Here is an 18,924-nt window from a genome sequence, read left to right as displayed (position 1 = left end):
GGTGGCTCGGGTGAGGGGGCTATACGCAGGGGAATTCGCCCTCTTCGGGGCGGTGGCACAGGCCGAGGATGTGCCAGCGGTGGGGTTCGGGGCGGTAAGAGAAGACGATGTAGCCGGCGTTGGGGAAGCGGAAACTCGGCGTATGCGGGTAGGGCTGGGGTGGAATGCCCAGGATGGCATGGATGACCAGGTTGGTGATGCCGCCGTGCGAGACCACCAGGTAGCGCCCCGGCGGGTTGGCCAGCAGCCGTCGCAGGGCTTCGGTGGCGCGCTGATACACTTCCCAAATGCTTTCACCGGTTTCGCCCACCGGGTGGTAAAGCGAGGCCGGGCTGGCCGCAGTTTGGTGGAAGGGCTGGCCGGTGAAAACGCCTTTGTCGCGTTCTTTCCATATTGCATCGTAGACGATGGCCTCGCTGGGGAAGCCCAGCGCCTCGGCTACAATGCGTGCCGTCTCCGCGGCGCGCTTCAGCGGGCTGGCGATGATGCCGTCGAAGGTGACGCCTTTTGCAGCCCAGGCCTGGGCCAGGCGGCGCGCTTGCTCGCGCCCGGCTTCGGTCAGGGGGAAGTCGGCCTGCCCCTGGTGCACGTTGCGGGCGTTGCCTTCCGATTCGCCGTGACGCAGCAGCACGAAGAGGTATTTGGGAGGGGAAATGTGGCGTGGCCGTGGTGTCATGAGAAGGCTCGCAAAGTGGGGAGAGGTTGGTTTTCCAGATGATAACACAACTTTGCCTTGTGCGGCGGCGGTGTTATAATCGCCGCCATGATGGAAGTGAAGCGAAAGCAAGCGTTTTGGGTTGTCGCGGTGCTGGCAATGGCCTTGTTGTGGGCGGGCTGGCACGCGGCAGCCGGGCAGGCCGCGTGCCAGGCCGCTAATCCCACGCCCATGCCTACGGTGACGGGCACGCCCACCGGCCCCACGGTGGTGGTGTTGGGCGGGGGCAACCCGCAGGTGCATGTGCGCGCTGGCCCCAGCAGCCGCTGGCCGATTATCGGCATTTTGGTGGTGGGGGAGCGCGTGCCTGCGATTGGGCGCACCCCCGCGGGTGAGTGGATCAAGATTGTGTACCCCGGCTCACCCGATGGCACGGGCTGGGTGTATGCCTATGTCGTGCGGCTGGAAGGCGGCGACGTGCCAATTGTTGAGCCGCCGCCGACCCCCACGCCTAAGGTGACCCCCACCGTGGACCCCACGCTGGCAGCGCAGTTTTTGGTGGATGTGCCGCCGACGCGGTTGCCTACGTTTACCGCCCCGCCGCCGTTGGCCGTGCCCACGTTTGTGGATAGCGTGCCTGCGACGACCCGCTTCCCCAGCGCGTTGGTGATCATCGGCTTGCTGGCCCTGGGGATGTTTGGCATGGCCGTGTCGTTCTGGCAGAGGCGGTAAAGATGGCGTTGGCGGGCGTGGTGTTGTTGAGCCTCTTGGCGGGCGGGATGGTGAACTATCTCGCCGACGTTTTGCCGCGCAACACGGCCAGGCCGGTTTGTTTTTTGTGCGGCGAGGCGCTTCCAGCGGCGGCGTATTGGCGTTGGTGGCAGCCTTGCCTGCATTGTGGACGGCGGCGCTGGCGGCATGGCGTGGTGCTGGCGCTGGCGGTGGCGGCTGGTGCAGCCTTGTGGCTTTCGCCGCCCAAGTGGGGCTTTTGGGCGATGTGGGCGTTGGTGATGTATGCCCTGATCGTCATTGTGATGGATGTGGAGCATCGCCTGATCTTGCATTCGGTGAGCGGTGCAGGGGCGCTGTTGGGCCTGGGGCTGGGCGTCTGGCGGCACGGCTGGCTGGCGACGCTGCTGGGTGGTGCAGCCGGGGCAGGGGTGATGCTGGCGCTTTTCTTCCTGGGCAATGCTTATGCGCTGTGGAAGGCGCGTCGCGCGGGTGAGCCTCCGCCCGAAGAGCCAGCCTTGGGCTTCGGCGATGTAACCCTCATGGGGGGATTAGGCTTACTGTTGGGTTGGCCCGGCGTGTGGGCGGGGCTGACCTTTGCGGTGCTGCTGGGAGGGGCTTTCAGCCTGCTGTTTTTGCTTTATGGCCTGTTGCGCTGGCGTCGCTGGCGGCTGGATGCCTACATTCCTTATGGGCCTTTTTTGATGCTGGGCGCGCTGTGGGTCATTTGGATGGCAAAGTAGGCTGAGCCGCTCCAATCCGCGGTCACGCGCCGACCCCAGGCGGAATTTTCACCATGCAACCTGCTGACCTCACCACCTGGAACGAGACCATTCTGGCCTTCCCTCACGCGCACATTTTGCACACACGCGAATGGGCCAGCATCAAAGCGCGTTATGGCTGGCGACCCGAGCCTTTTGTGTGGCGCGATGCCGCAGGGCAAGTGGTGGCCGCGGCGTTGTTGCTGCGCCGTCGTTTGCCTTCCCCGCTGCCGTGGGGCGTGCTGTATGCGCCCAAGGGGCCGTTGCTGGTTTCGTGGGAAGACGAGGCGCTGCGCACGCGCGTGCTGGATGATTTGCAGGCGTATGCTCGCCGCAGCGGGGCGATTTTCCTCAAAGTGGACCCTGATGTGGTGGTGGGTGCCGGCGTGCCGGGCGAGCCGGATGCGCAAGAAGCGCCCCTTGGCGCCGCGGTGCGCACGGCATTGCAGCGTCGCGGCTGGCGCTTTTCTTCAGAGCAGGTGCAGTTCCGCAACACCGTATTGCTCGACTTGCGCCCCACTGAAGACGAATTGCTCGCCGCGATGAAGCAGAAGACCCGCTACAACATTCGCCTCGCGTTCCGCAAGGGCGTGCGCGTGCGGGTGGGCCGCGAGGACGATTTGCCCTTGCTCTATCGCATGTATGCCGAAACGGCAGCGCGCGATGGCTTCATCATCCGCTCGCGAGATTATTACTTCGCGGTGTGGCAGACTTTGATGCAGGCCAACATGGCCGAACCGTTGATTGCCGAGGTGGAAGGCGAACCGGTTGCCGCGGTGGTGGTGTTTCGCTTTGCTGGAAGGGCTTACTACTTTTATGGCATGTCCACGGGCCGGCATCGCAACAAAATGCCCACGTATGCCTTGCAGTGGGAAGCCATTCGGCGGGCGAAGGCCGCGGGCTGCCGGGAGTATGACTTTTGGGGCGCGCCCGACGAGTTCGCGCCGACCGATCCGATGTGGGGGGTGTTCCGCTTCAAACGAGGGTTTGGGGCCAGGGTGGTCCGCACTTTGGGCGCGTGGGATTACCCGGCCCGGCGGGCGTTCTACGCGGCGTATAGCCAGGCGCTGCCGCGGGTGCTGGCGGTCACCCGCCGGCTGCGGGCGTGGACGCTGCGCCGCAACGCCTGACGTTTGCTTTTCCCCCTGATGTCTTTGTTTATGTCGCGTTTTTTGACAGCCTTTCCGCTTTGTGCTATCCTTGCCGCAACGCATCACTCGGCAGAATAAGCCGCCACAGGAGGGGTTATGTTCCAGTATGAACGCGTCGCAGACAACGTCTATTACTTCCAAAGCGAGCGTTATGCTCAGGTGACGGCGGGGTTGGTGGTCGGTCCCAAGTGGGCGGTTTTGATCGATACCCTGGCGCTGCCTGCCGAAACCCTGGCGCTGCGTGATTTTGTTGAAGAGCACGTCCAACTGCCCGTGCGCTACATTTTCAATACCCACTATCATGCCGACCACAGTTGGGGCAATGTCTTTTTCCCCGGCGCGACGGTGATTTCCCACGCGCTGTGCCGCCGCCTGATGCTTTCCAAGGGGCTGCCCGCGCTGGAGGAAGCCCAGCGCACCTCGGCGGCTTACCGGCAAATCAAACTGGTGCCGCCGCAAATAGTGGTGACGGAGGGCGAAATGAGCCTGAAAGTGGGGAAGAAGGTGTTGCGGATGATTCCCTTGCCCGGCCACAGCCCCGACGGCATGGGAATTTTGGTAGAGCCCGACCGCATTTTGTTCTCTGGCGATGCGATTATGCCCATTCCTTATCTGGTGGATGGCGATTATGAGGCACTGGTGGAAAGCCTGCGCCGGGTGGGCAAGATGCGGTTAGAAAACATCATTCCCGGCCACGGCGACATCATCTTGCGGGGTGAAATCAAGGAAACCCTCAAAGAGCATCTGGATTACCTGGCGTGCATTCGGAAGGAAGTGCGGCAGGCGGCGCGGCGCAAGTATGCCGGCGATTATCTGGATAAACTGGAGGTTGACGACTGTGGCAAGAGCCACATTTTGCTGGGTGGCCTGGCACCGGAACTTCACCGGCGCAACCTGCGGGCACTATACCGGCAGTTTTACGGCAAAGCCCCGCTGACCTCGCCCAAAACCGAAGAAGCGCTTTTCTGAAAAGCGCCGCTGCGGTATAATCAAGTCCTGTTGGGGCGGGTAGCTCAGCTGGTTAGAGCGCTTCCCTTACAAGGAAGAGGTCGCAGGTTCGAGTCCTGTCCCGCCCATTTTAGCAACACTTTCCCCTGTCCCAACCAAGAGATGCGCTCCGAGGTAGCCGCACCCCCCTCAACCAGGGAGCGCATCTCTATGCATTTAACAGAAGCAACCAAAGGGTTTGAAATCTATATGCTCGCCGCCGGTCGCTCTCCTCATACCGTGCAACTGCACAAATACACCATCCGCCGCCTTGCCGAGTATCTCAACGACCCCGATGTTACCGCCATTACCACCGCCGACCTGCAGGCCTTCCTCGCCTACTGGGGGCAGTCGCACGCCTCGTCCAGCGTTCGCCGCTTCTGGACGGGCATCCGCTCCTTCTTTCGCTGGGCGGCGTCTGAGTTCAACATTCTCAACCCCTCTCTTGCCATCCCCGCTCCCAAAAGCGCCAACCGCGTCATCCACCCCCTCACCCATGAGGAAATCAGCAAACTGCTGGACGCTTGCAGCCGCACCGCCCCCGCCAATACTCAGCACCGCCGCTCGTTCACTATGCCGCGCTCCACTGCTAAGCGTGACCGTGCTCTCATCCTCTTGCTCCTTGATACCGGCATCCGCATTTCCGAAGCCGCTCGCCTTACCCTCGGCGATGTGGATCTGGACAACGGCGAAATCATCATCCGCCCCTACGGCTCCGGCGAAAAATCACGTGCCCGCGTGCTTCCTATCGGCAACCGCACCCGCCGTGCCCTGTGGCATTACATCGCCAGCCGTACCGACACCAAAGAAGACCCTGACCCCGATAGCCTCTCTCTCTTCGTAGACAAAACCGAAGACCACGCCCTTGACCGGCATGGCCTCCGTCAACTTCTCAACCGCTTGGGTGAACGCGCCAGCGTGCCTAATGTTCACCCCCACCGTTTCAGGCATACCTTTGCAATTGAATACCTACGCAACAACGGCGACGTGTTCACCCTACAGCGCATTCTTGGACACCGCACGCTAACGATGGTGGAGCGCTATTTGGAAATCGCCCAGGCCGATGTCAAAACTGCCCACCGCCGCGCCTCACCCGTCGACCGCTGGCGGCTCTAACAGCCCCAATCGCTCCGCAATCGCATCCACACGCTCGGCCACGGTCATTTTCCGCCATTTCGCGCGGTTATATTTCTGCTGCGGCAGTGGCTCCTTTACAACATGCACCACTGCACGTCCGTGGGAGCGCTTGCCGCTCTCAGCCTCACGCCGCTTCTCTTCTATCCAATCATGCCACCCGCGCGGGCGAGGCCGCTTACGCGGCTGCTGGGGCTTGGGCTGATGCGCCTTTGGGGTATGCAATCGTTTAGCCATTCAGCACCTCCGTTTGCGTTTCCGGTGCGTTCTCATACCGCGGGTCATACCAATTCACAACCCGCGCATGCAGGTCGCCGTTGGCGTCACACTCGGCGCGCACTACTGGGTTGACCGGCAACACTTGCGGCTCAACCCGTGCCACTTCGCCAGCGGCGAGGCTGGAAAAATCAAAGTCCTCGCTGGCAACGGCGGTTTGGCTGGCAATCGCGCCATCATCGCCGCGCTCCACGTGGTACAGCGTGGCGGTCAGTACCCGCCCGCTCCACGTGTAACCGAGCGCGGCATCCTGTAGTCCAGCCTGAGGGAATTTCTCAAAATAGATACTCATCGCAGCCTCCTACGTCCAGTTGCCGATTGCCAATATATGGGCGTTGCGTCCCGTAGACGAGGTATTGTAAATCGTCGCCGACGTAGCACTTTGTGGGTCGAGATAGTTATTCATCAACGAACGATGCCCTGTAACCAGAACGGTAGGCGAGCCGGAGAATGCCGCGGGAAACGCCCACGTAGCGCTTCCACCTGCACCAACGTATAGGCCGTAGTACCAACATATCTGCATCCCATCGGGGAAACGCCAGCACGTCCCCGTACCCGTAATTATTGTTGGAGCCGCCCCAACCTGAGCAGCAGTTACTTGGTGTGGATTATTGGTATCGGCCTCGTGCGCGTCCAGCGCGCTTTGCGTCGCGGCACCGATTTGTGTCGGCGTTACCTGGTGCGGATTGCTTGTATCGGCCTCATGATCAGCGACGCCGTCATATAGCGCCTGTTGGTTTGCCCGGATGTACGTGTTATGTAACGCGGCCGTCCACAAATCTCCTGTGGTTACCAACGGCACACCCTGCCAATCACTCAACGGCATCACGCACCTCCTCATAAACTACCGGTCGCCACCTGCCCCCCACACTGGCATTCCCACACGAACAGCAAAAGAACACCTGCTCATCATCCGGCGCGTCCGGCCCAGCCACCACCTCAGCGCCGCCGCATTCGCACACTGCCACCCAGCGCCCCCCATCGCGCTGAGCAGCAATTGGTGCATCGGCGGCTATCTCGTCTACAATCCGCTGATGCGTATACCGCGCCAGCCGCCGGAACACGTCCCGCGCCGACTGCACCCGCATCCGCTGTTTCAAACTTTCCATCGTTGCCCGTTGCACATTAGCCTCCTCAAAAACCAAATCGGCTCGTGACACCCAACTGCGTGGGGAAAAACCAGTACATATTCGTGAAAGAGAATTTCGGCTCCAGTAGCATCTCTGTTTCAACCTTCACCCCGCCGCGGTCGAGCCAGCGGTGCTTCATCCGAATAATGCGGTATGCCTGCGGCTCGGGCAACACGTTCAAATCCGCGGTGATCACATCGCCCACATCCCACAGGAATTGTTTAGCATTCCCGCGCAACACCACCGAGAGCAAGGCCCTGTCGGGCGAGGGCTCGCCTAACCACCAGGCATAGTGGTCGGCAAAATCTTTTGCTACGAATACATCCTGCAACCACAAATTATCGATCTTCAAGGTGCGTTCTCCATACAGAGCAATACCGGTGTCATTGCTGGCCTCACTGGTAACGCCTGTCAGCCGCACCCCGCTTCCGTTGATGGTTGCCCATTGCAAATACACCTGCCCCGTATCATTGTTGACAATCGTAAGTTTTAGGCGTGTTGCACTGAGCACTTCCGCCGTTACGTCCAGCGCGCTTGTGGCATCTTCCGCCCCGCCCGCATCATACGATGCCCCAAACACCACCGAGGTTACCGACTCAATATAAGTGCCCGTCGGGGGCGAAATGAACACCTCGCTCGTTGTCTTGCCTTGCACAGGCACAGGAGCGCGATAGGTGAACAACTCGCCCTCCAGGTCGCTTGGCATGTACGCTGTAACCTCGACGCGCGTGCGCACCGAGTCCCACGGCAACGGAATGCGCACGCCGTGGAATATGTCCGCATCCGTAAGGGTGCCGATACTCTCTTCGTCCGCGTGCCTGTCCCGAAATCGGATGGTGCCATCGGCTCGCAGCGCCAATGTGCCGCCGTCGCTACTGGCCAGCGCGTGCAGCGCCGCTCGCGCCGTTTCGCCGGAGGCCCACCAGACTGCTCGCTCATCGACGCCCTGGTCGATGTCGCGCAGCGCTGCATCCCATCCCGCCGCGTCGAGAATCATGCCCATTGCATCGCCTGGGTAAATGTTGCGCTGCGGCGCGACATAGATAGCGTCATTGAGGTCTGCCCACGCGTCTGTCACGTCCAGCCGTACCACGGGTGACGCTCCCATTGCACTATCCCGCCGGATTTTCTGAATCCGCCCCCGCACCACAGGGTAAATCGTGCCATCTACCTCCACCTGCAGTTTGAACGACTTGTTCGCCGTAAAGTTGGGGTAAATTGGCGAACCCGCGTTCCACGGGTCATACCTGCCGGTTTTGTCCACCAGCAACAACGTTCCTTTGCCAATTTGCGGCGGCTCGAAGCCCTTGCCGTCATGCCGCACAATATCCCGCTTGCCGCGCTCAATGGAAGCATGGAACACTGCAACGCCTTCGTCGCTCTCGAAGGTGCCGTCTCCATCCCAGTCCACCAGCAGATGCCATTTCGGCAGCGTCACGATGCGCCTCCTAACGCCAGCCGCAGTTTCTCCTCGAAAAACGGCCCCAGCACCCGTTCCAGTTCCGCTTCATCCGCCAGGCTCACCGTCGGTTGATATGGCACCACAATCGTCACCGTCCGCGGCCTTCCCGCGTTTCCACTCAGCGCCGCCCGCGCCCCTGCCGTCAGCGAACTGCCCAGCGGCGGTGCACTGATGCGGTGCGTCACGCGCAGTTCGTCATTGAGTTCAGGCAAACCAACACTGGCCACTTTTTGCAACGCTCGGTTGATGCCCCACAGCCCGATTTCCCACGGCGTGGGGCTGCCTGGTGTCAGCCAATCGGGCAGTTTCAGATTAGCCAACTTGTCTGCCAACGCCTGCAGTCTGCTGGTTACACTACCGATAAAATCTGCAATTTCCTGGATGGAAGATCCTAACGCATCCCATACCGGCTGCAATTTGGTGCCGATGAAGTCTGCCACCTTTTTGAATATTGGCATAAGATGCTTTTCCATCCAGTTACCCACCTTGGTGATACCTGGGAGTAAATAGCGTTGAAATACACCAGCCAGGACGCGAACTGCAAGTACAAATGTGGCCCCTATGAATTTCGCAACAGTCTTGACAATTGGCCACAGAATAGTGGCCAGCACCTTCCATACAATTTTTAGGGCCGGCGCCAATACACCCGTCCACACTGCAGCGAAAATTCCGATCAGCCCAGCGGCATTGTTCGCTGACCACGTAAGCATTTGCTGCAACACAGGCCACAACACGGTGCTCACATATCCACCCACCGCCGCGAGTGCAGGAGAAAGCGTGTTTGTCCACAGCGAAGCGAAGTAAGCCACTGCTGTTGCCAATGTGTTCTTCAGGAAATTGCCCAACTTTGCCAGCAGTGGTTGCAGAAACACCCATGCCGCAGCCGCTTTTTCCTGTATCCCTCCCCAATCATTCGTCCATGCAAAATACAACAAGGCCACCGCTCCGGCAATGGCCAAAATGGGCAAAAGGAAAGAACTGCCCAACAGCCCACCAATGCCAGAAACCACGCCACCAAGGTTGGAAAGCGCCCCTACGAATGAGCCCAAAATCCACAGTAATGGCCCCAATGCTGCTGCCAATCCTAACGCCACCACAATAAGCGTTTTCGTGCGCGGGCTCATTGCATCTAACCATGCCAATCCTCGCTTGGCAATATTGAGCGCTTTCATTGCATACGGCAACAATACCTTTCCCAGCCCTGCCGCCAAATTGACCAACTGCGCTTTTACGATGCGCATACTGTTGGCAACGCCAATAGAGGTGCGCGCAAAGTCTCCCTGAGCATTTTTGCTTTGCTCCATAATGAGCGCGTAGCGGGCCTGCATCAACATTGCAGGTGTCAGGTCTTTCGCCGTCTTTGCTAACCCCATGTCCAGTGCTTTCTGCTGCACTAACGCCGCGCTCAGGTTGATGCCCACGTCCCGCAGCGGCATGGCCATACCCACCAACCCGCTCTTGAGCTTGGCCAGGGTTTCCTCTGGCGAAAGGTTGTTGAACGACGCCAGGTCAGCAGCAAGTTGCACCAGCGAAAGTGACATCTTCTCCGCCGCAGATGGCATCACCCCCACGCTTTCGAACAAGTTGCCATAAGTGGACGCTGCTTCCAAGGCCTCTTGTTGCGACATTCCCAATCCCAAGGCGGAGTTATCAGCAAATCGTAGCACCTCATCCGCCGCATCGCCGAAGACCACCTGCACTTTATTTACCGACTCATAGAGGTCAGATGCTTTATCCAGCGCATATCCCAAAAAGCCCGCAATCGGCAACGTTGCTGCCATTGTCAGCCGTTTGCCCATCTTTGTGACGCGCGAGGCCCACGCGCTCGCTTTCGTCTCAGCACGTTGCAACCCTTGGTCAAACTCCGTAATGTCCGAAACCAGCCGGACGGTGATTTTCGCTAACGATGCCATCCCATCACCTCTTTGGTAACTGCGCAAGGATACTCAGCGATTCCTTCCATGCTTTCCACGCTGGTTGCTCAGTATCCTCTGACGCCTCGCGCTCCGCCTCCTGGGCCGCCCGCAGCATCTGCCGCGACCACGTCGGCAGCAGTTCCTCTACCCTGGGCATATCCGACGATTTCGCCGCATTCACCGCAATCAGTGTTTGCAGCAGCATCGCCAGGCGCACATCCTGCGCCTGTGTGCCCCACGGCTCCGCCTCAAAATACGCCTGCCATTCGTCGAACAGCCGCGCATCCATCTGCGCCAGCAGGTCATCAGGGTTGGGAACCCCCAGCGCCAGCGCCAGCCGAAAGGCAAACAAGCGCTGGGGGTTCCGCCTTAGTTTTTTGTCAGTTCCTCGACATCATCTGCGCTGAGGCGGCTCAAATCACTGGCCACTTCGAAAATGCGGTCCAACGCTGCGGCGTTCTTGGCCGCCAGCCAGCCCACGTCGCTCTGCTGGAAGAGCGGCTTACCGTTTTCGTCCACGCACACCATCACGGCCAGCCGGGCGCGTGCATTGTCCAGGTTCAGCCGTTGCTTTCCCTTGCGCATCTCAATCAGCGAAGCCTCGAACCGGTCGCGTTCCAGCGCGGTCATCGAACGCACATACACCACGCCGCCCCACTCCGGAATTTCCACCGGCACCCGCACGCTGTCATCCAGCGCACGAATGTCGTCCCGCGAAAGCACCTTCATCTGCTTTTTTGCGTCTTCAGCCATCAGAGCCTCCTCACGGCAGAGCCACCGCGCCGCTGACCTGCATCTTCACCGAAGCCTTCCGCGTGCCGCCCGTAGGCGCGTCCGGCTCAAACTCCGTCACCAGCGCAGCGAACGCAATTTCGCTGGCATCGGGGAAAGTGATCTTGAAATTGCGCTTGACGCGGGCCAGCAGAATCCCGGGGATGGAATTCGCGCCGCTGCCCTTATGGGTGTCCAGCGCCGGGTCATATTCCAGTTCAAACGAAACCTCGCCGCCGTCGATGAGCGTGGCTTCGTATTCCTTCCAGCCGCCGGAATCATTGGTGGTCACTTCCTCGGTGTCCACTTTCAAGCCTGGCCCTTTCAGGTCGCGCACCTTGGCAATGGGCACCCAGGTGTTGGCATCATTGGCATCCTGCACAGAGAGAATCGTTGCATAAGTCGCAGTCATGGTCAAAACCTCCAGTCTGCATCATTTGAGTGCGCCCCGAAAACTCAGGCGCTTACGAAACCGAAAAGAAACATCCGAGAAAACTGGCACATCGGCGCTTGTCAGCCACAAACCTTGGAAAGCCGCCACGCCGTCTTGCCCGTTGAGCAGCGCCGTCACCTCATCCACGATCTGCGCCAGTTTCCCGGCATCATTGGCATACACATCCACATCGAAGGCCACGTGCGTCACCAGCGCCGCGTCGCCGTAGGTCGGCTCATCCACCTCTGGCCGTTCATTGACCACCACGCAAGCGTCAGATTTCCGCAGCGCCGCCGCGGTCAGCACCCGCGCATACACGCACGATGTCAGCGCTTGCAGCGCCGCCTGTTCCCGCAGCCATTGCGCCAGCACACCCGCGTAGTCCATCACTGGCCTCCAAACCTGCGCAAAAGCGCCCGCAATGACTGCGCAAACGCGCGGTTGATAGCCCGCCGCACCTCCATCTCCATCGTGGTGGAAACCAGCCACGGGCGCGGCGCCATTCGCGAGGTGCCCATCTCTGTATAGACCGCGTGTGGCACATCTGAGCCAAACTCGACCCATGCCTCAATGGGGCTGTGAGCGCCCCCCAGCACGCGCACGCTGCCCGCCAGTTCGCCAATGTCTATGGCCGGTGCTTCCCCTGGCGCTGAAGCAATGTGGTCGCCGTAACGCCGCCCATGCTTGGCCGCCGCCATCCGCAACTTAATTTCGCCAACGGGAATAGCCGCCGCGCCCAGCAGAGCACCATGCGCCGCTTTCGGCATTGCACCGCGTAACGCCGCAACCAGTTCCTCAAACTCGCTCAAGTCCACTTCAGTACGTGTACCCATCTGGATACGCCTCCGAAGTATCCATCACATCCACCGAGACCGAAAGCACACCAGGAACGGGTACGCTGCGTGTTTCGTAGGTCGTCACCATCGTGCCGTCCTCACGGCGCACGACAATGCGGGAACGCGGCGCCAGCCCCAGCATGGTCTCCGGCAGCCGCACCCGCACCTGACGCACGGCTACAGCGGACCCGCCGCCGGTGCTTGCATTGTTCTCTCGCGCCCGCCCGGTCAATACTGAGCATGGCACGCGTTCCAGCTTTTCGGGGTAGGTAATGCCCGCGCCGCCATTGGCATCATCGGCCACGCTGGCCGCATACACATCACACACAAACGGCCACAGGTCGGTCACACTGCTCTTCAGGTCGGTGCGCTCGTTCTCAGGCATCAGCGTCGTCACTTGCGCCTACCTCCTCCGGCGTCACTGTGGCTGCATCGCCCACGGTGGTCACGGCTGTCACCCTTGCACTACGCCGCGCTCGGTAGTACTGCGCCATCCGCAGCGCGTGGGTGAACTTCTGCGACCTGCGCGCCGTTGTCCCGTCCACCGTTGCATCATATTGAGAGGTGAGCGCAGCCGCTTTTTGTTCCCACACCTCTGCCGCTGCCGCGTTCAAGTCAAATGTCGGCACCCACGCATCATCGCCCGGCTCATGGTTGCTGCTGTCCCGCAGGGGGTAGCCCGCAATGATGCCCGTAAGCACGTCATCCGTCCAGGGAGCCACATCGTCGGGCTCCCCGACCATCCGCCGCACAGCGGCCAGGTCATCAGCAGAAACAGTCCAGTCGGCCACGTCTCACCTCTCAACTCGTTTCAAAACGTCTACGCAGCAGCAGCCACAGACTCAGCCAGCGCCGCAAACGGGTAGCGGTTCGCGCTGCCGTCCACGGGATTCACCGGGTTCGGCAACTGCCAGCCCAGCCGAACGGTCACGCGCAGCGCAACCATGTCCTGTTGTGCCAGGTTGTAGATGATGTTGCCGCTGCCGTCCTGAATCACGGCTTGGTCAAGCAGTTTCCAGCGCAAACCCTGGCGGAACGACCACACCAATTGCGTGAAATCGCCGGAAATTAGCAGCGGGTTGGTGTAGGTGTTGCCGCTGTAAGTCAGCGAAGTGAGCCACGCGCCGTTGCGCGGGAACTCAATAGGTTCACCGTCCAACTCATAGCGCGTACCTTCCTGCATCGCCCGCACGAAGAGCGGGTTGCCGTTGGTGTCGCGCAGGCCGCGCAGCTTTGCCCGCAGCGAGATTGCCCCAATGTGCCCGGAGACCAGATAGCCGCTGTCTTCCACCTTTGCCAGCACGCCGCCTTCGTCGAAAATGGCGGTATACAGTTTCGGGTCGGTGGTGATGTCACCGAGGTTCACCACGTGGCTGGTGTCAACCGTGCCCTGGAACAGGCCGCCCGGCCAGGTCGAGGGAGCGTTCACGCCAAACAGCACCGCGCTGTCGAACACGCGGGCCAGTGCTGCCGCCACTTGCGGGCGCACCTGGTCCCAAATCGGGTAACTGGCGTCGTCGATGACCGCTTCGGGAATCGGGATGATGGCAGCAATCTCTTCGGCGGTGATGTACTTGTTCTCCCACGCCATCTTGGTCGTCTGCTTCAGGCCAGAGTCGCCATTCACGAAATAGGCGGTCGGCAGCAGCGAAAGCACCGGCAGACGGTGCACATGGGCAGGCATGTCAGCCAGGCGGGTGCCCAGCCGCATAATCATGGAATCGGTCGCCATGCTCTCGAAAATCTGGTTTGCCACGCTCTCTTCAATGAGCGCATCGGCATCGGTACGGGTAATAGCATCGTTATAGGCCATGATCAACCTCCTTGAAAATTGGCCTTTTGCCCGTTATCCGCGGGCAAGTTTGCGAATCACGTCGTCAAAAGACTTTTTTGGAGCGGGAGGTTCGTCACCACCGGCACCGGCGTCGCCATTGCTGACCACGCCGCTGGCTGGGCGGAACAGCGGCGGATATTTCTTCCGCAACCCCTCCCACAATGTTGGGTCGCTGAGGTCTGCATCATCCTGAAGTTTCTCTGCCACCGCCGCGTAGAGCAGGTCAGGATACATCGCACCGTGCTCTGTGGCCTTGGCCATAAAAGCCGCGCGCCGCGACGCTGCAGAGAGCTTCGTCGTGAGCTCCTCGATTTGCTGCCGCACAGCATCAGGAATTTCCTCGCCCTTCGCAATGCGCTTCAACTGCTTCTCCAGTCGGGAACGCATCTCGCGTTCGCTGTTCAGCGCACCCTTCAGGCGCTGAATGTGCGCATCATAGAGCGCGCGTACTTCCTCCGGCTGCGCTTCCAGCCACGCTTCGAAAGATTCTGCGTTTACAGTCTGCTGACCGCCGCCCGTCTCGGTCTGGTTGCCAGCATCATTCGTGTTCTCAGGCATCTCGCCACCTCCAGGAATTTGTGTCAGCGCCCAATATCTCGGACGCGTACGACCGATAAACTCACACGCCCATCGTCAGCAACTTGCGTCACCGCCATGTCGCTCCACGACAGGTCGCCGCACTTCAACGCCGCCAGGCGCGAAGGCCCCAACACCTTGCGCTGCACGTCCTCCGGCTGGCTTTCCAGCCACTTCCAGGCAGGCTCCCATTGCGGGTCGTAGGCCTCCGTCACCGGCACCAACTGGCACCGCCCGTTCGGGTGTTCTTCCATCAACACATCGGTCTCGTAGAACTTCCCGTCCAGTGCAATGCACGCTGCGCATGTGCGCGGCGATTTGGAAGCCACCCGCCGGTACCCCTTGATGCCGGGGATGTGCCTGTAAGCCCGCAGGTTAGACTTGCGCAGGGTCTCCATCAAAATCGTGCGGTATGCCGTGCGGCTGGAAAGCCCCAACTTTGCCATCGTTCGCATCACGAACGACCGAATGGCCGTCGGCGCCTCCCCATTGAGTGCTTCCACGCTGACCGCCATTGCCGCATCAGGTAGCCCGTGCGCTGCTGCTGAGTATTGACTGAACAGCTCATTGGCATCCAGCGCCTGCAGCGCCAGTTCCACGCCAAACGCCGCCGCCAGAAACTTGAGCCATGTCGTGTGGTGCTCCGCGGCCTTCTCGCACGAAACTTTGACCACCTCTTCCGAGGCAGGGATGTACGCCGCCTGCACCTCGCGAAGCACATTTCGCAGATCGCCCGCGTACCGCTGCGGGTTGCGCGCAAACGCATCCACCACCGAATGTACCGAGTGCGTCCGCATCACCTCATACAGCAGTTTCAGCAACGCATCCTCGGTGTTCTCGGAGTCCGTGACAATAGCCCCGTGGGTGCGTTTGAAAACCTTGAGCAAATTAGCCAAATCAGACATCGCACTCACTCCGCTCGCCCGGCCAGTAACTGCGCCAGCCCGGCTTCGAGGCTCGCTTCTTGTCGCTCTTCCAACAGGTCGTCTTGCACCTGCCTGATGAATGCCTCAGGCTTGCCCTCCTCCCGCAAAATGGAGGTCAATGGCATCCCGGCCTGCCGGTTCTTCGCCCGCGCATCGGCCACCTTGTCGGGGAATGTCACGGCGGGGTCAGCAAATTCAACCTGCAAATCGGCCAGGTCAGCCTGTACGCCCTCAAACGCCAGCATCAACCGCGCCACTTGTTTCCATGCGGGCGCAAACGCTGCCATCCGCGCCTTCGCTCGGTGCACTAAAACCGAATCCATCAACCGCAACGCTTCACCCGAGGGCGTCTCCCCGCCCGCTCGCAGGTAGTAGGAAGGCACACGGCTGATTGCTGCAATTGCCGCTACGAAATGCTCAATTACCTTCGTGTAATTGCTCAAATCTGCGGGGTCGAACTGCCCAACTTTCGTGGGCTCGACGCCCTCGACGCCCGCCGGTATCTCCCACAACCCGGCAGGCTTGCTCTCCAACTGCGAGAGGTCAGCATTCGTCACGATATACCGCTGCGGGAACGCACCCCATTCGCCAGTCACCATTTGGTCAGCCAGCGTCTTGTTCAGCATGTCTTGCGCTGGCGCTGCTTTCAGATACTCCGGCGTTGCCGCCGCCTTGTGGGTCTGAAACCGCACCACTGGCAACCGCCCGGTCGGATTGGCTTCCACTGCCGGGGCTGTCTCGGTGCCATAAGGTGCGAATGCCCTCGCGTCGGTAATGTCCTCGCCCGAATCGCTCCCTGCAGCCCTGGCCCGACTGCGATAGCGGTACAGCGCCTCTGGCGTGTAAAGCGTAAGCCGCACGAACCCTTCGCTATCTTTCCACCACTTCGCTGCTGCAACCATGCGAGTTGCATCCTCATTGTCAACCAGCGCCACGACGCTGCCGGGAACCTGGAAGAACGGCCTGGGCATCCGCTGCTGCATATCCGTCAGGGAAGGCCATACAATGAGATACGCCTCACCTGTGGCCAGCGCCTGCTCGTGCACATCATAGGAAAGCCCCACAACATCGCCCTCTGCCAGCAAGCGCTGCAGCACCGCGTCTACCTTGGGGTTGGTGTGGTGCAACGCCTGCAGGTGGATGCGTTCCAGCACCGAAGCCACCACCACAGAAACCCAGTTCTCCACAAACCGCAACTGGCTTCGCGCCCGTGAGCGGAAATAGTTGCGCACCGATTCGGTGACGTAGAGCAATGGCTGGTCACCCTCGTAGTATTCCCAATATGCCCGCTGCCTCCGCCCCTGAGTTCGCAGGGCGGCTACAGCACGGTCAAGAAGCGCCATTGTGTCTGCCATCCTCAAGTCCTCCATCATGCCCATGAGCGGCTGCGTGCCTTTTGGGGCGTTTGCCGCCGTAACATATACGCCGCTCCCGAAAGCGCATCCACTTGGTCATCGTTCGCTCCATGCGGGAACTCACGTAACTCGTCCAGAAACGCCTGCGTCCACGGTCTTCGCAGTACATGGATCTTCCCTGCCGCCAACGGCCCCGAAAAATACACCGTCCGCGATGCCTTGTCGCCAACGACCTTCACCCTGCGAATCTTGTATCCTTCCGGCGCCAGCGACCGCAGGTCGTCGTAAGCGGCCCGCTGGAAGCCTACGTTCTCAATACCCTGCACCACGCTGGGGCCGTCCTTCAGCAGCGTTTGCCGTGCCATCTCGCGCGTCTGCGGCCACAGCGAGCGCGTGCGGGCAATATCCAGCACCCACCACTCGCCGCGCTCGTCCACGCCCAGTTTCAACCCCGTGGTATACGACGACCCCGGCGCGTCGCTCGCTGCCAGGTCCCAATAGCGCACGGCATAGCGCATCTTCACGTTATCTGGCACATCGTCCTCTATCTGCAGTTTGGAAACATCCAGCAGCACTTCCGAAACGCTCATCGGGCATCCCTGGTATTCCGCTTCCCACACACGTGGGCCAACATCCTCTTCAATGCTCCGTAAAGCCTCGAGGGAATACAGCGCTGGCGCCAACGGCTCGCCTATTTTGCGGCCCAACGGGTCGTCACGCCCGCAATTTCCCTCGTACACAGCTTGGAAGTTGTAATAAACCCACCGCTCCGGCTGATGCTTCAGCAATCGCCCAATCAAGTCGTCAGGGTGCCAGCGGGTAGAAATCAGCACCATCACGCCGTTTTCGTGAATGCGCGTGCGGAAAGTGCCCTTGAACCAGTCCCACACGCGGTCGCGGTAGGTTTTGGACTGCGCCTGCATCCAGTTCTCGAATGGGTCGTCGATAATACCCAACTCGGCACCGTGCCCCGTAATGGGGCCGCCCACACCTGCAGCCACAACCTGCCCCGTGTGTGGTGGGGCCAGTTTCCACGCATCGACTGCCCGCGAGGCTGGGTCGGTGCCCACATCGGGGTATAGCACCCGGAACGCCGCGCCCTCCACCACATCCCGCACCGCCCGGCTGTTGCGGTACGCCAATGACGCAGCGTACGAAGTCAAAATCACCGAATCGCCCGGATGACGCCCCAGCCACCACGCCGGGAACGCCACGGAAACGAAGGTACTCTTGCCATGCTGCGGCGGCGTGCTCAGTATGATGTTTTGCCGCCGTTCTGCCGCCTGTTCCAGAATCTCGGCAAGTTTGCGGTGGAAGGGCGTCATCAGCAGTGGGCGATGCACATCAGCCCACGTAAACGAAGCGAAGTCGCCCACATGCCGACGCGCCAATTCCATCGCCGCAACTGCAGCCTGGGGCGGCAATTGCCGCAAAGTGCGCCAGTTAGGGGCAATAGGGGCGTTCACTTCTGCACCTCCGCAAATGCGGTTGCCAGAAATCGACGCAACTGCTCCTCTGGCACCTGAGAAAGATCCAGCACCACACGTTGCAACGGCTGGCCCTCGAACTGCACATCCAGCCGTGTGCCCCAATCCTTCGGCCACCGCCGCTCCAAAATCCACTTCGCCCCGCCCTTCTCCTTCTTCACCTGCCGCACCAGCTTCCGCTGGGCCTTCGCGTTGGCGACCTCCAATTCCTCCACCAGTTTCTTCTTCAGCCCCCGCTTCGCCTGCGCACCCTCCCGCCGCCAGCGGTGCAGGGTCGCGGGGTCAATCCCCGCCAGGCGCGCGGCAGTCTCGTACGTGAGCCCTTCCTCCACGTACTTGCAGATGGCCTTGATTCGGTCATCATTCAACTTCGTCTTCCGCCCGCCAGGCATCCGCCTAACCTCCTAACTTCCTAACTCGCAATGCCTAACTCGCAACTCGCCTGCGTGCACAACCTTCAACCTCGCTAAACCTTCCGCACACTGCTCCCTGCAACTTGCATCCT

General features: G+C 60.7%; 25 protein-coding genes and 1 tRNA gene. 6 read left to right on the top strand and 20 right to left on the bottom strand.

The window, feature by feature from the left end; all coding sequences use genetic code 11:
* Positions 1 to 19: 19 nt before the first annotated feature.
* Positions 20 to 958: a histidine phosphatase family protein gene (locus tag ENJ54_01250; protein HFC08469.1), complete on the bottom strand. Its 939-nt coding sequence runs from the start codon at positions 956 to 958 to the stop codon at positions 20 to 22.
* Here ENJ54_01250 and ENJ54_01245 point away from each other — a divergent pair.
* The 6 genes from ENJ54_01245 to ENJ54_01220 all read left to right on the top strand — a co-directional run bounded on the left by ENJ54_01245 (position 764) and on the right by ENJ54_01220 (position 5,399).
* Positions 764 to 1,387: an SH3 domain-containing protein gene (locus ENJ54_01245; protein HFC08468.1), complete on the top strand. Its 624-nt coding sequence runs from the start codon at positions 764 to 766 to the stop codon at positions 1,385 to 1,387. The genes ENJ54_01250 and ENJ54_01245 overlap by 195 nt on opposite strands.
* Positions 1,388 to 1,389: 2 nt before the next feature.
* Positions 1,390 to 2,127: a hypothetical protein gene (locus ENJ54_01240; GenBank protein ID HFC08467.1), complete on the top strand. Its 738-nt coding sequence runs from the start codon at positions 1,390 to 1,392 to the stop codon at positions 2,125 to 2,127.
* Positions 2,128 to 2,180: 53 nt separating this feature from the next.
* Positions 2,181 to 3,275: a peptidoglycan bridge formation glycyltransferase FemA/FemB family protein gene (locus tag ENJ54_01235; GenBank protein ID HFC08466.1), complete on the top strand. Its 1,095-nt coding sequence runs from the start codon at positions 2,181 to 2,183 to the stop codon at positions 3,273 to 3,275.
* Between the two features lie 117 nt (positions 3,276 to 3,392).
* Complete coding sequence (locus ENJ54_01230) at positions 3,393 to 4,265, top strand: MBL fold metallo-hydrolase (GenBank protein ID HFC08465.1); 873 nt, start codon at positions 3,393 to 3,395, stop codon at positions 4,263 to 4,265.
* A gap of 33 nt (positions 4,266 to 4,298) precedes the next feature.
* Positions 4,299 to 4,372: transfer RNA gene (locus ENJ54_01225), tRNA-Val, on the top strand.
* Between the two features lie 34 nt (positions 4,373 to 4,406).
* Complete coding sequence (locus ENJ54_01220; protein ID HFC08464.1) at positions 4,407 to 5,399, top strand: hypothetical protein; 993 nt, start codon at positions 4,407 to 4,409, stop codon at positions 5,397 to 5,399.
* Here ENJ54_01220 and ENJ54_01215 read toward each other — a convergent pair.
* Genes ENJ54_01215 through ENJ54_01125 form a run of 19 tightly spaced genes read right to left on the bottom strand, consistent with a single transcriptional unit; the run spans position 5,373 to position 18,811 of the window.
* On the bottom strand, positions 5,373 to 5,654 hold the full coding sequence (locus tag ENJ54_01215) for a hypothetical protein (GenBank protein ID HFC08463.1): 282 nt from the start codon (positions 5,652 to 5,654) through the stop codon (positions 5,373 to 5,375). The genes ENJ54_01220 and ENJ54_01215 overlap by 27 nt on opposite strands.
* Positions 5,647 to 5,985 carry a hypothetical protein gene (locus tag ENJ54_01210; protein ID HFC08462.1) on the bottom strand — a complete coding sequence of 113 codons (339 nt, stop codon included), beginning with the start codon at positions 5,983 to 5,985 and terminating at the stop codon, positions 5,647 to 5,649. Before ENJ54_01210 ends, ENJ54_01215 begins: the two co-directional genes overlap by 8 nt.
* Before the next feature lie 9 nt (positions 5,986 to 5,994).
* Positions 5,995 to 6,519, bottom strand: coding sequence for a hypothetical protein (locus ENJ54_01205; GenBank protein ID HFC08461.1), 525 nt, complete (start codon positions 6,517 to 6,519; stop codon positions 5,995 to 5,997).
* Complete coding sequence (locus ENJ54_01200; protein HFC08460.1) at positions 6,506 to 6,817, bottom strand: hypothetical protein; 312 nt, start codon at positions 6,815 to 6,817, stop codon at positions 6,506 to 6,508. The genes ENJ54_01205 and ENJ54_01200 overlap by 14 nt, the downstream gene beginning before the upstream one ends.
* Before the next feature lie 10 nt (positions 6,818 to 6,827).
* On the bottom strand, positions 6,828 to 8,261 hold the full coding sequence (locus ENJ54_01195; protein HFC08459.1) for a hypothetical protein: 1,434 nt from the start codon (positions 8,259 to 8,261) through the stop codon (positions 6,828 to 6,830).
* Positions 8,258 to 10,198 carry a hypothetical protein gene (locus ENJ54_01190; GenBank protein ID HFC08458.1) on the bottom strand — a complete coding sequence of 647 codons (1,941 nt, stop codon included), beginning with the start codon at positions 10,196 to 10,198 and terminating at the stop codon, positions 8,258 to 8,260. The genes ENJ54_01195 and ENJ54_01190 overlap by 4 nt, the downstream gene beginning before the upstream one ends.
* A gap of 4 nt (positions 10,199 to 10,202) precedes the next feature.
* On the bottom strand, positions 10,203 to 10,553 hold the full coding sequence (locus ENJ54_01185) for a hypothetical protein (GenBank protein ID HFC08457.1): 351 nt from the start codon (positions 10,551 to 10,553) through the stop codon (positions 10,203 to 10,205).
* A gap of 17 nt (positions 10,554 to 10,570) precedes the next feature.
* A complete protein-coding gene (locus tag ENJ54_01180) occupies positions 10,571 to 10,930 on the bottom strand; it encodes a hypothetical protein (GenBank protein HFC08456.1) in 360 nt (119 codons plus the stop codon).
* Positions 10,931 to 10,964: 34 nt separating this feature from the next.
* Entirely contained in the window at positions 10,965 to 11,384 is a 420-nt protein-coding gene (locus tag ENJ54_01175) for a hypothetical protein (protein HFC08455.1), read from the bottom strand.
* A gap of 21 nt (positions 11,385 to 11,405) precedes the next feature.
* Positions 11,406 to 11,792, bottom strand: a complete 387-nt coding sequence (locus tag ENJ54_01170; protein HFC08454.1) for a hypothetical protein — start codon at positions 11,790 to 11,792, stop codon at positions 11,406 to 11,408.
* Positions 11,792 to 12,238: a hypothetical protein gene (locus tag ENJ54_01165; protein HFC08453.1), complete on the bottom strand. Its 447-nt coding sequence runs from the start codon at positions 12,236 to 12,238 to the stop codon at positions 11,792 to 11,794. Before ENJ54_01165 ends, ENJ54_01170 begins: the two co-directional genes overlap by 1 nt.
* A complete protein-coding gene (locus ENJ54_01160; GenBank protein HFC08452.1) occupies positions 12,222 to 12,638 on the bottom strand; it encodes a hypothetical protein in 417 nt (138 codons plus the stop codon). Before ENJ54_01160 ends, ENJ54_01165 begins: the two co-directional genes overlap by 17 nt.
* On the bottom strand, positions 12,619 to 13,032 hold the full coding sequence (locus ENJ54_01155) for a hypothetical protein (GenBank protein HFC08451.1): 414 nt from the start codon (positions 13,030 to 13,032) through the stop codon (positions 12,619 to 12,621). Before ENJ54_01155 ends, ENJ54_01160 begins: the two co-directional genes overlap by 20 nt.
* A gap of 29 nt (positions 13,033 to 13,061) precedes the next feature.
* The gene (locus ENJ54_01150) at positions 13,062 to 14,054 is read right to left on the bottom strand and encodes a phage major capsid protein (GenBank protein HFC08450.1); all 993 of its coding nucleotides are present in this window, start codon (positions 14,052 to 14,054) and stop codon (positions 13,062 to 13,064) included.
* Between the two features lie 33 nt (positions 14,055 to 14,087).
* A complete protein-coding gene (locus ENJ54_01145; GenBank protein HFC08449.1) occupies positions 14,088 to 14,633 on the bottom strand; it encodes a hypothetical protein in 546 nt (181 codons plus the stop codon).
* A 23-nt stretch (positions 14,634 to 14,656) separates the two neighbouring features.
* Positions 14,657 to 15,556 carry a hypothetical protein gene (locus ENJ54_01140; GenBank protein HFC08448.1) on the bottom strand — a complete coding sequence of 300 codons (900 nt, stop codon included), beginning with the start codon at positions 15,554 to 15,556 and terminating at the stop codon, positions 14,657 to 14,659.
* A 5-nt stretch (positions 15,557 to 15,561) separates the two neighbouring features.
* Positions 15,562 to 16,956: a phage portal protein gene (locus ENJ54_01135; protein HFC08447.1), complete on the bottom strand. Its 1,395-nt coding sequence runs from the start codon at positions 16,954 to 16,956 to the stop codon at positions 15,562 to 15,564.
* Positions 16,947 to 18,398, bottom strand: a complete 1,452-nt coding sequence (locus ENJ54_01130) for a hypothetical protein (protein HFC08446.1) — start codon at positions 18,396 to 18,398, stop codon at positions 16,947 to 16,949. Before ENJ54_01130 ends, ENJ54_01135 begins: the two co-directional genes overlap by 10 nt.
* Positions 18,395 to 18,811 (bottom strand): hypothetical protein, encoded by a 417-nt coding sequence (locus tag ENJ54_01125; GenBank protein HFC08445.1) that lies wholly within the window; start codon positions 18,809 to 18,811, stop codon positions 18,395 to 18,397. The genes ENJ54_01130 and ENJ54_01125 overlap by 4 nt, the downstream gene beginning before the upstream one ends.
* Between the last annotated feature and the right edge of the window lie 113 nt (positions 18,812 to 18,924).

It is taken from the genome of Chloroflexota bacterium (assembly GCA_011322445.1).
Lineage (GTDB): Bacteria > Chloroflexota > Anaerolineae > Anaerolineales > DRMV01 > DRMV01.
This window is presented reverse-complemented; position numbering and strand designations above follow the sequence as displayed.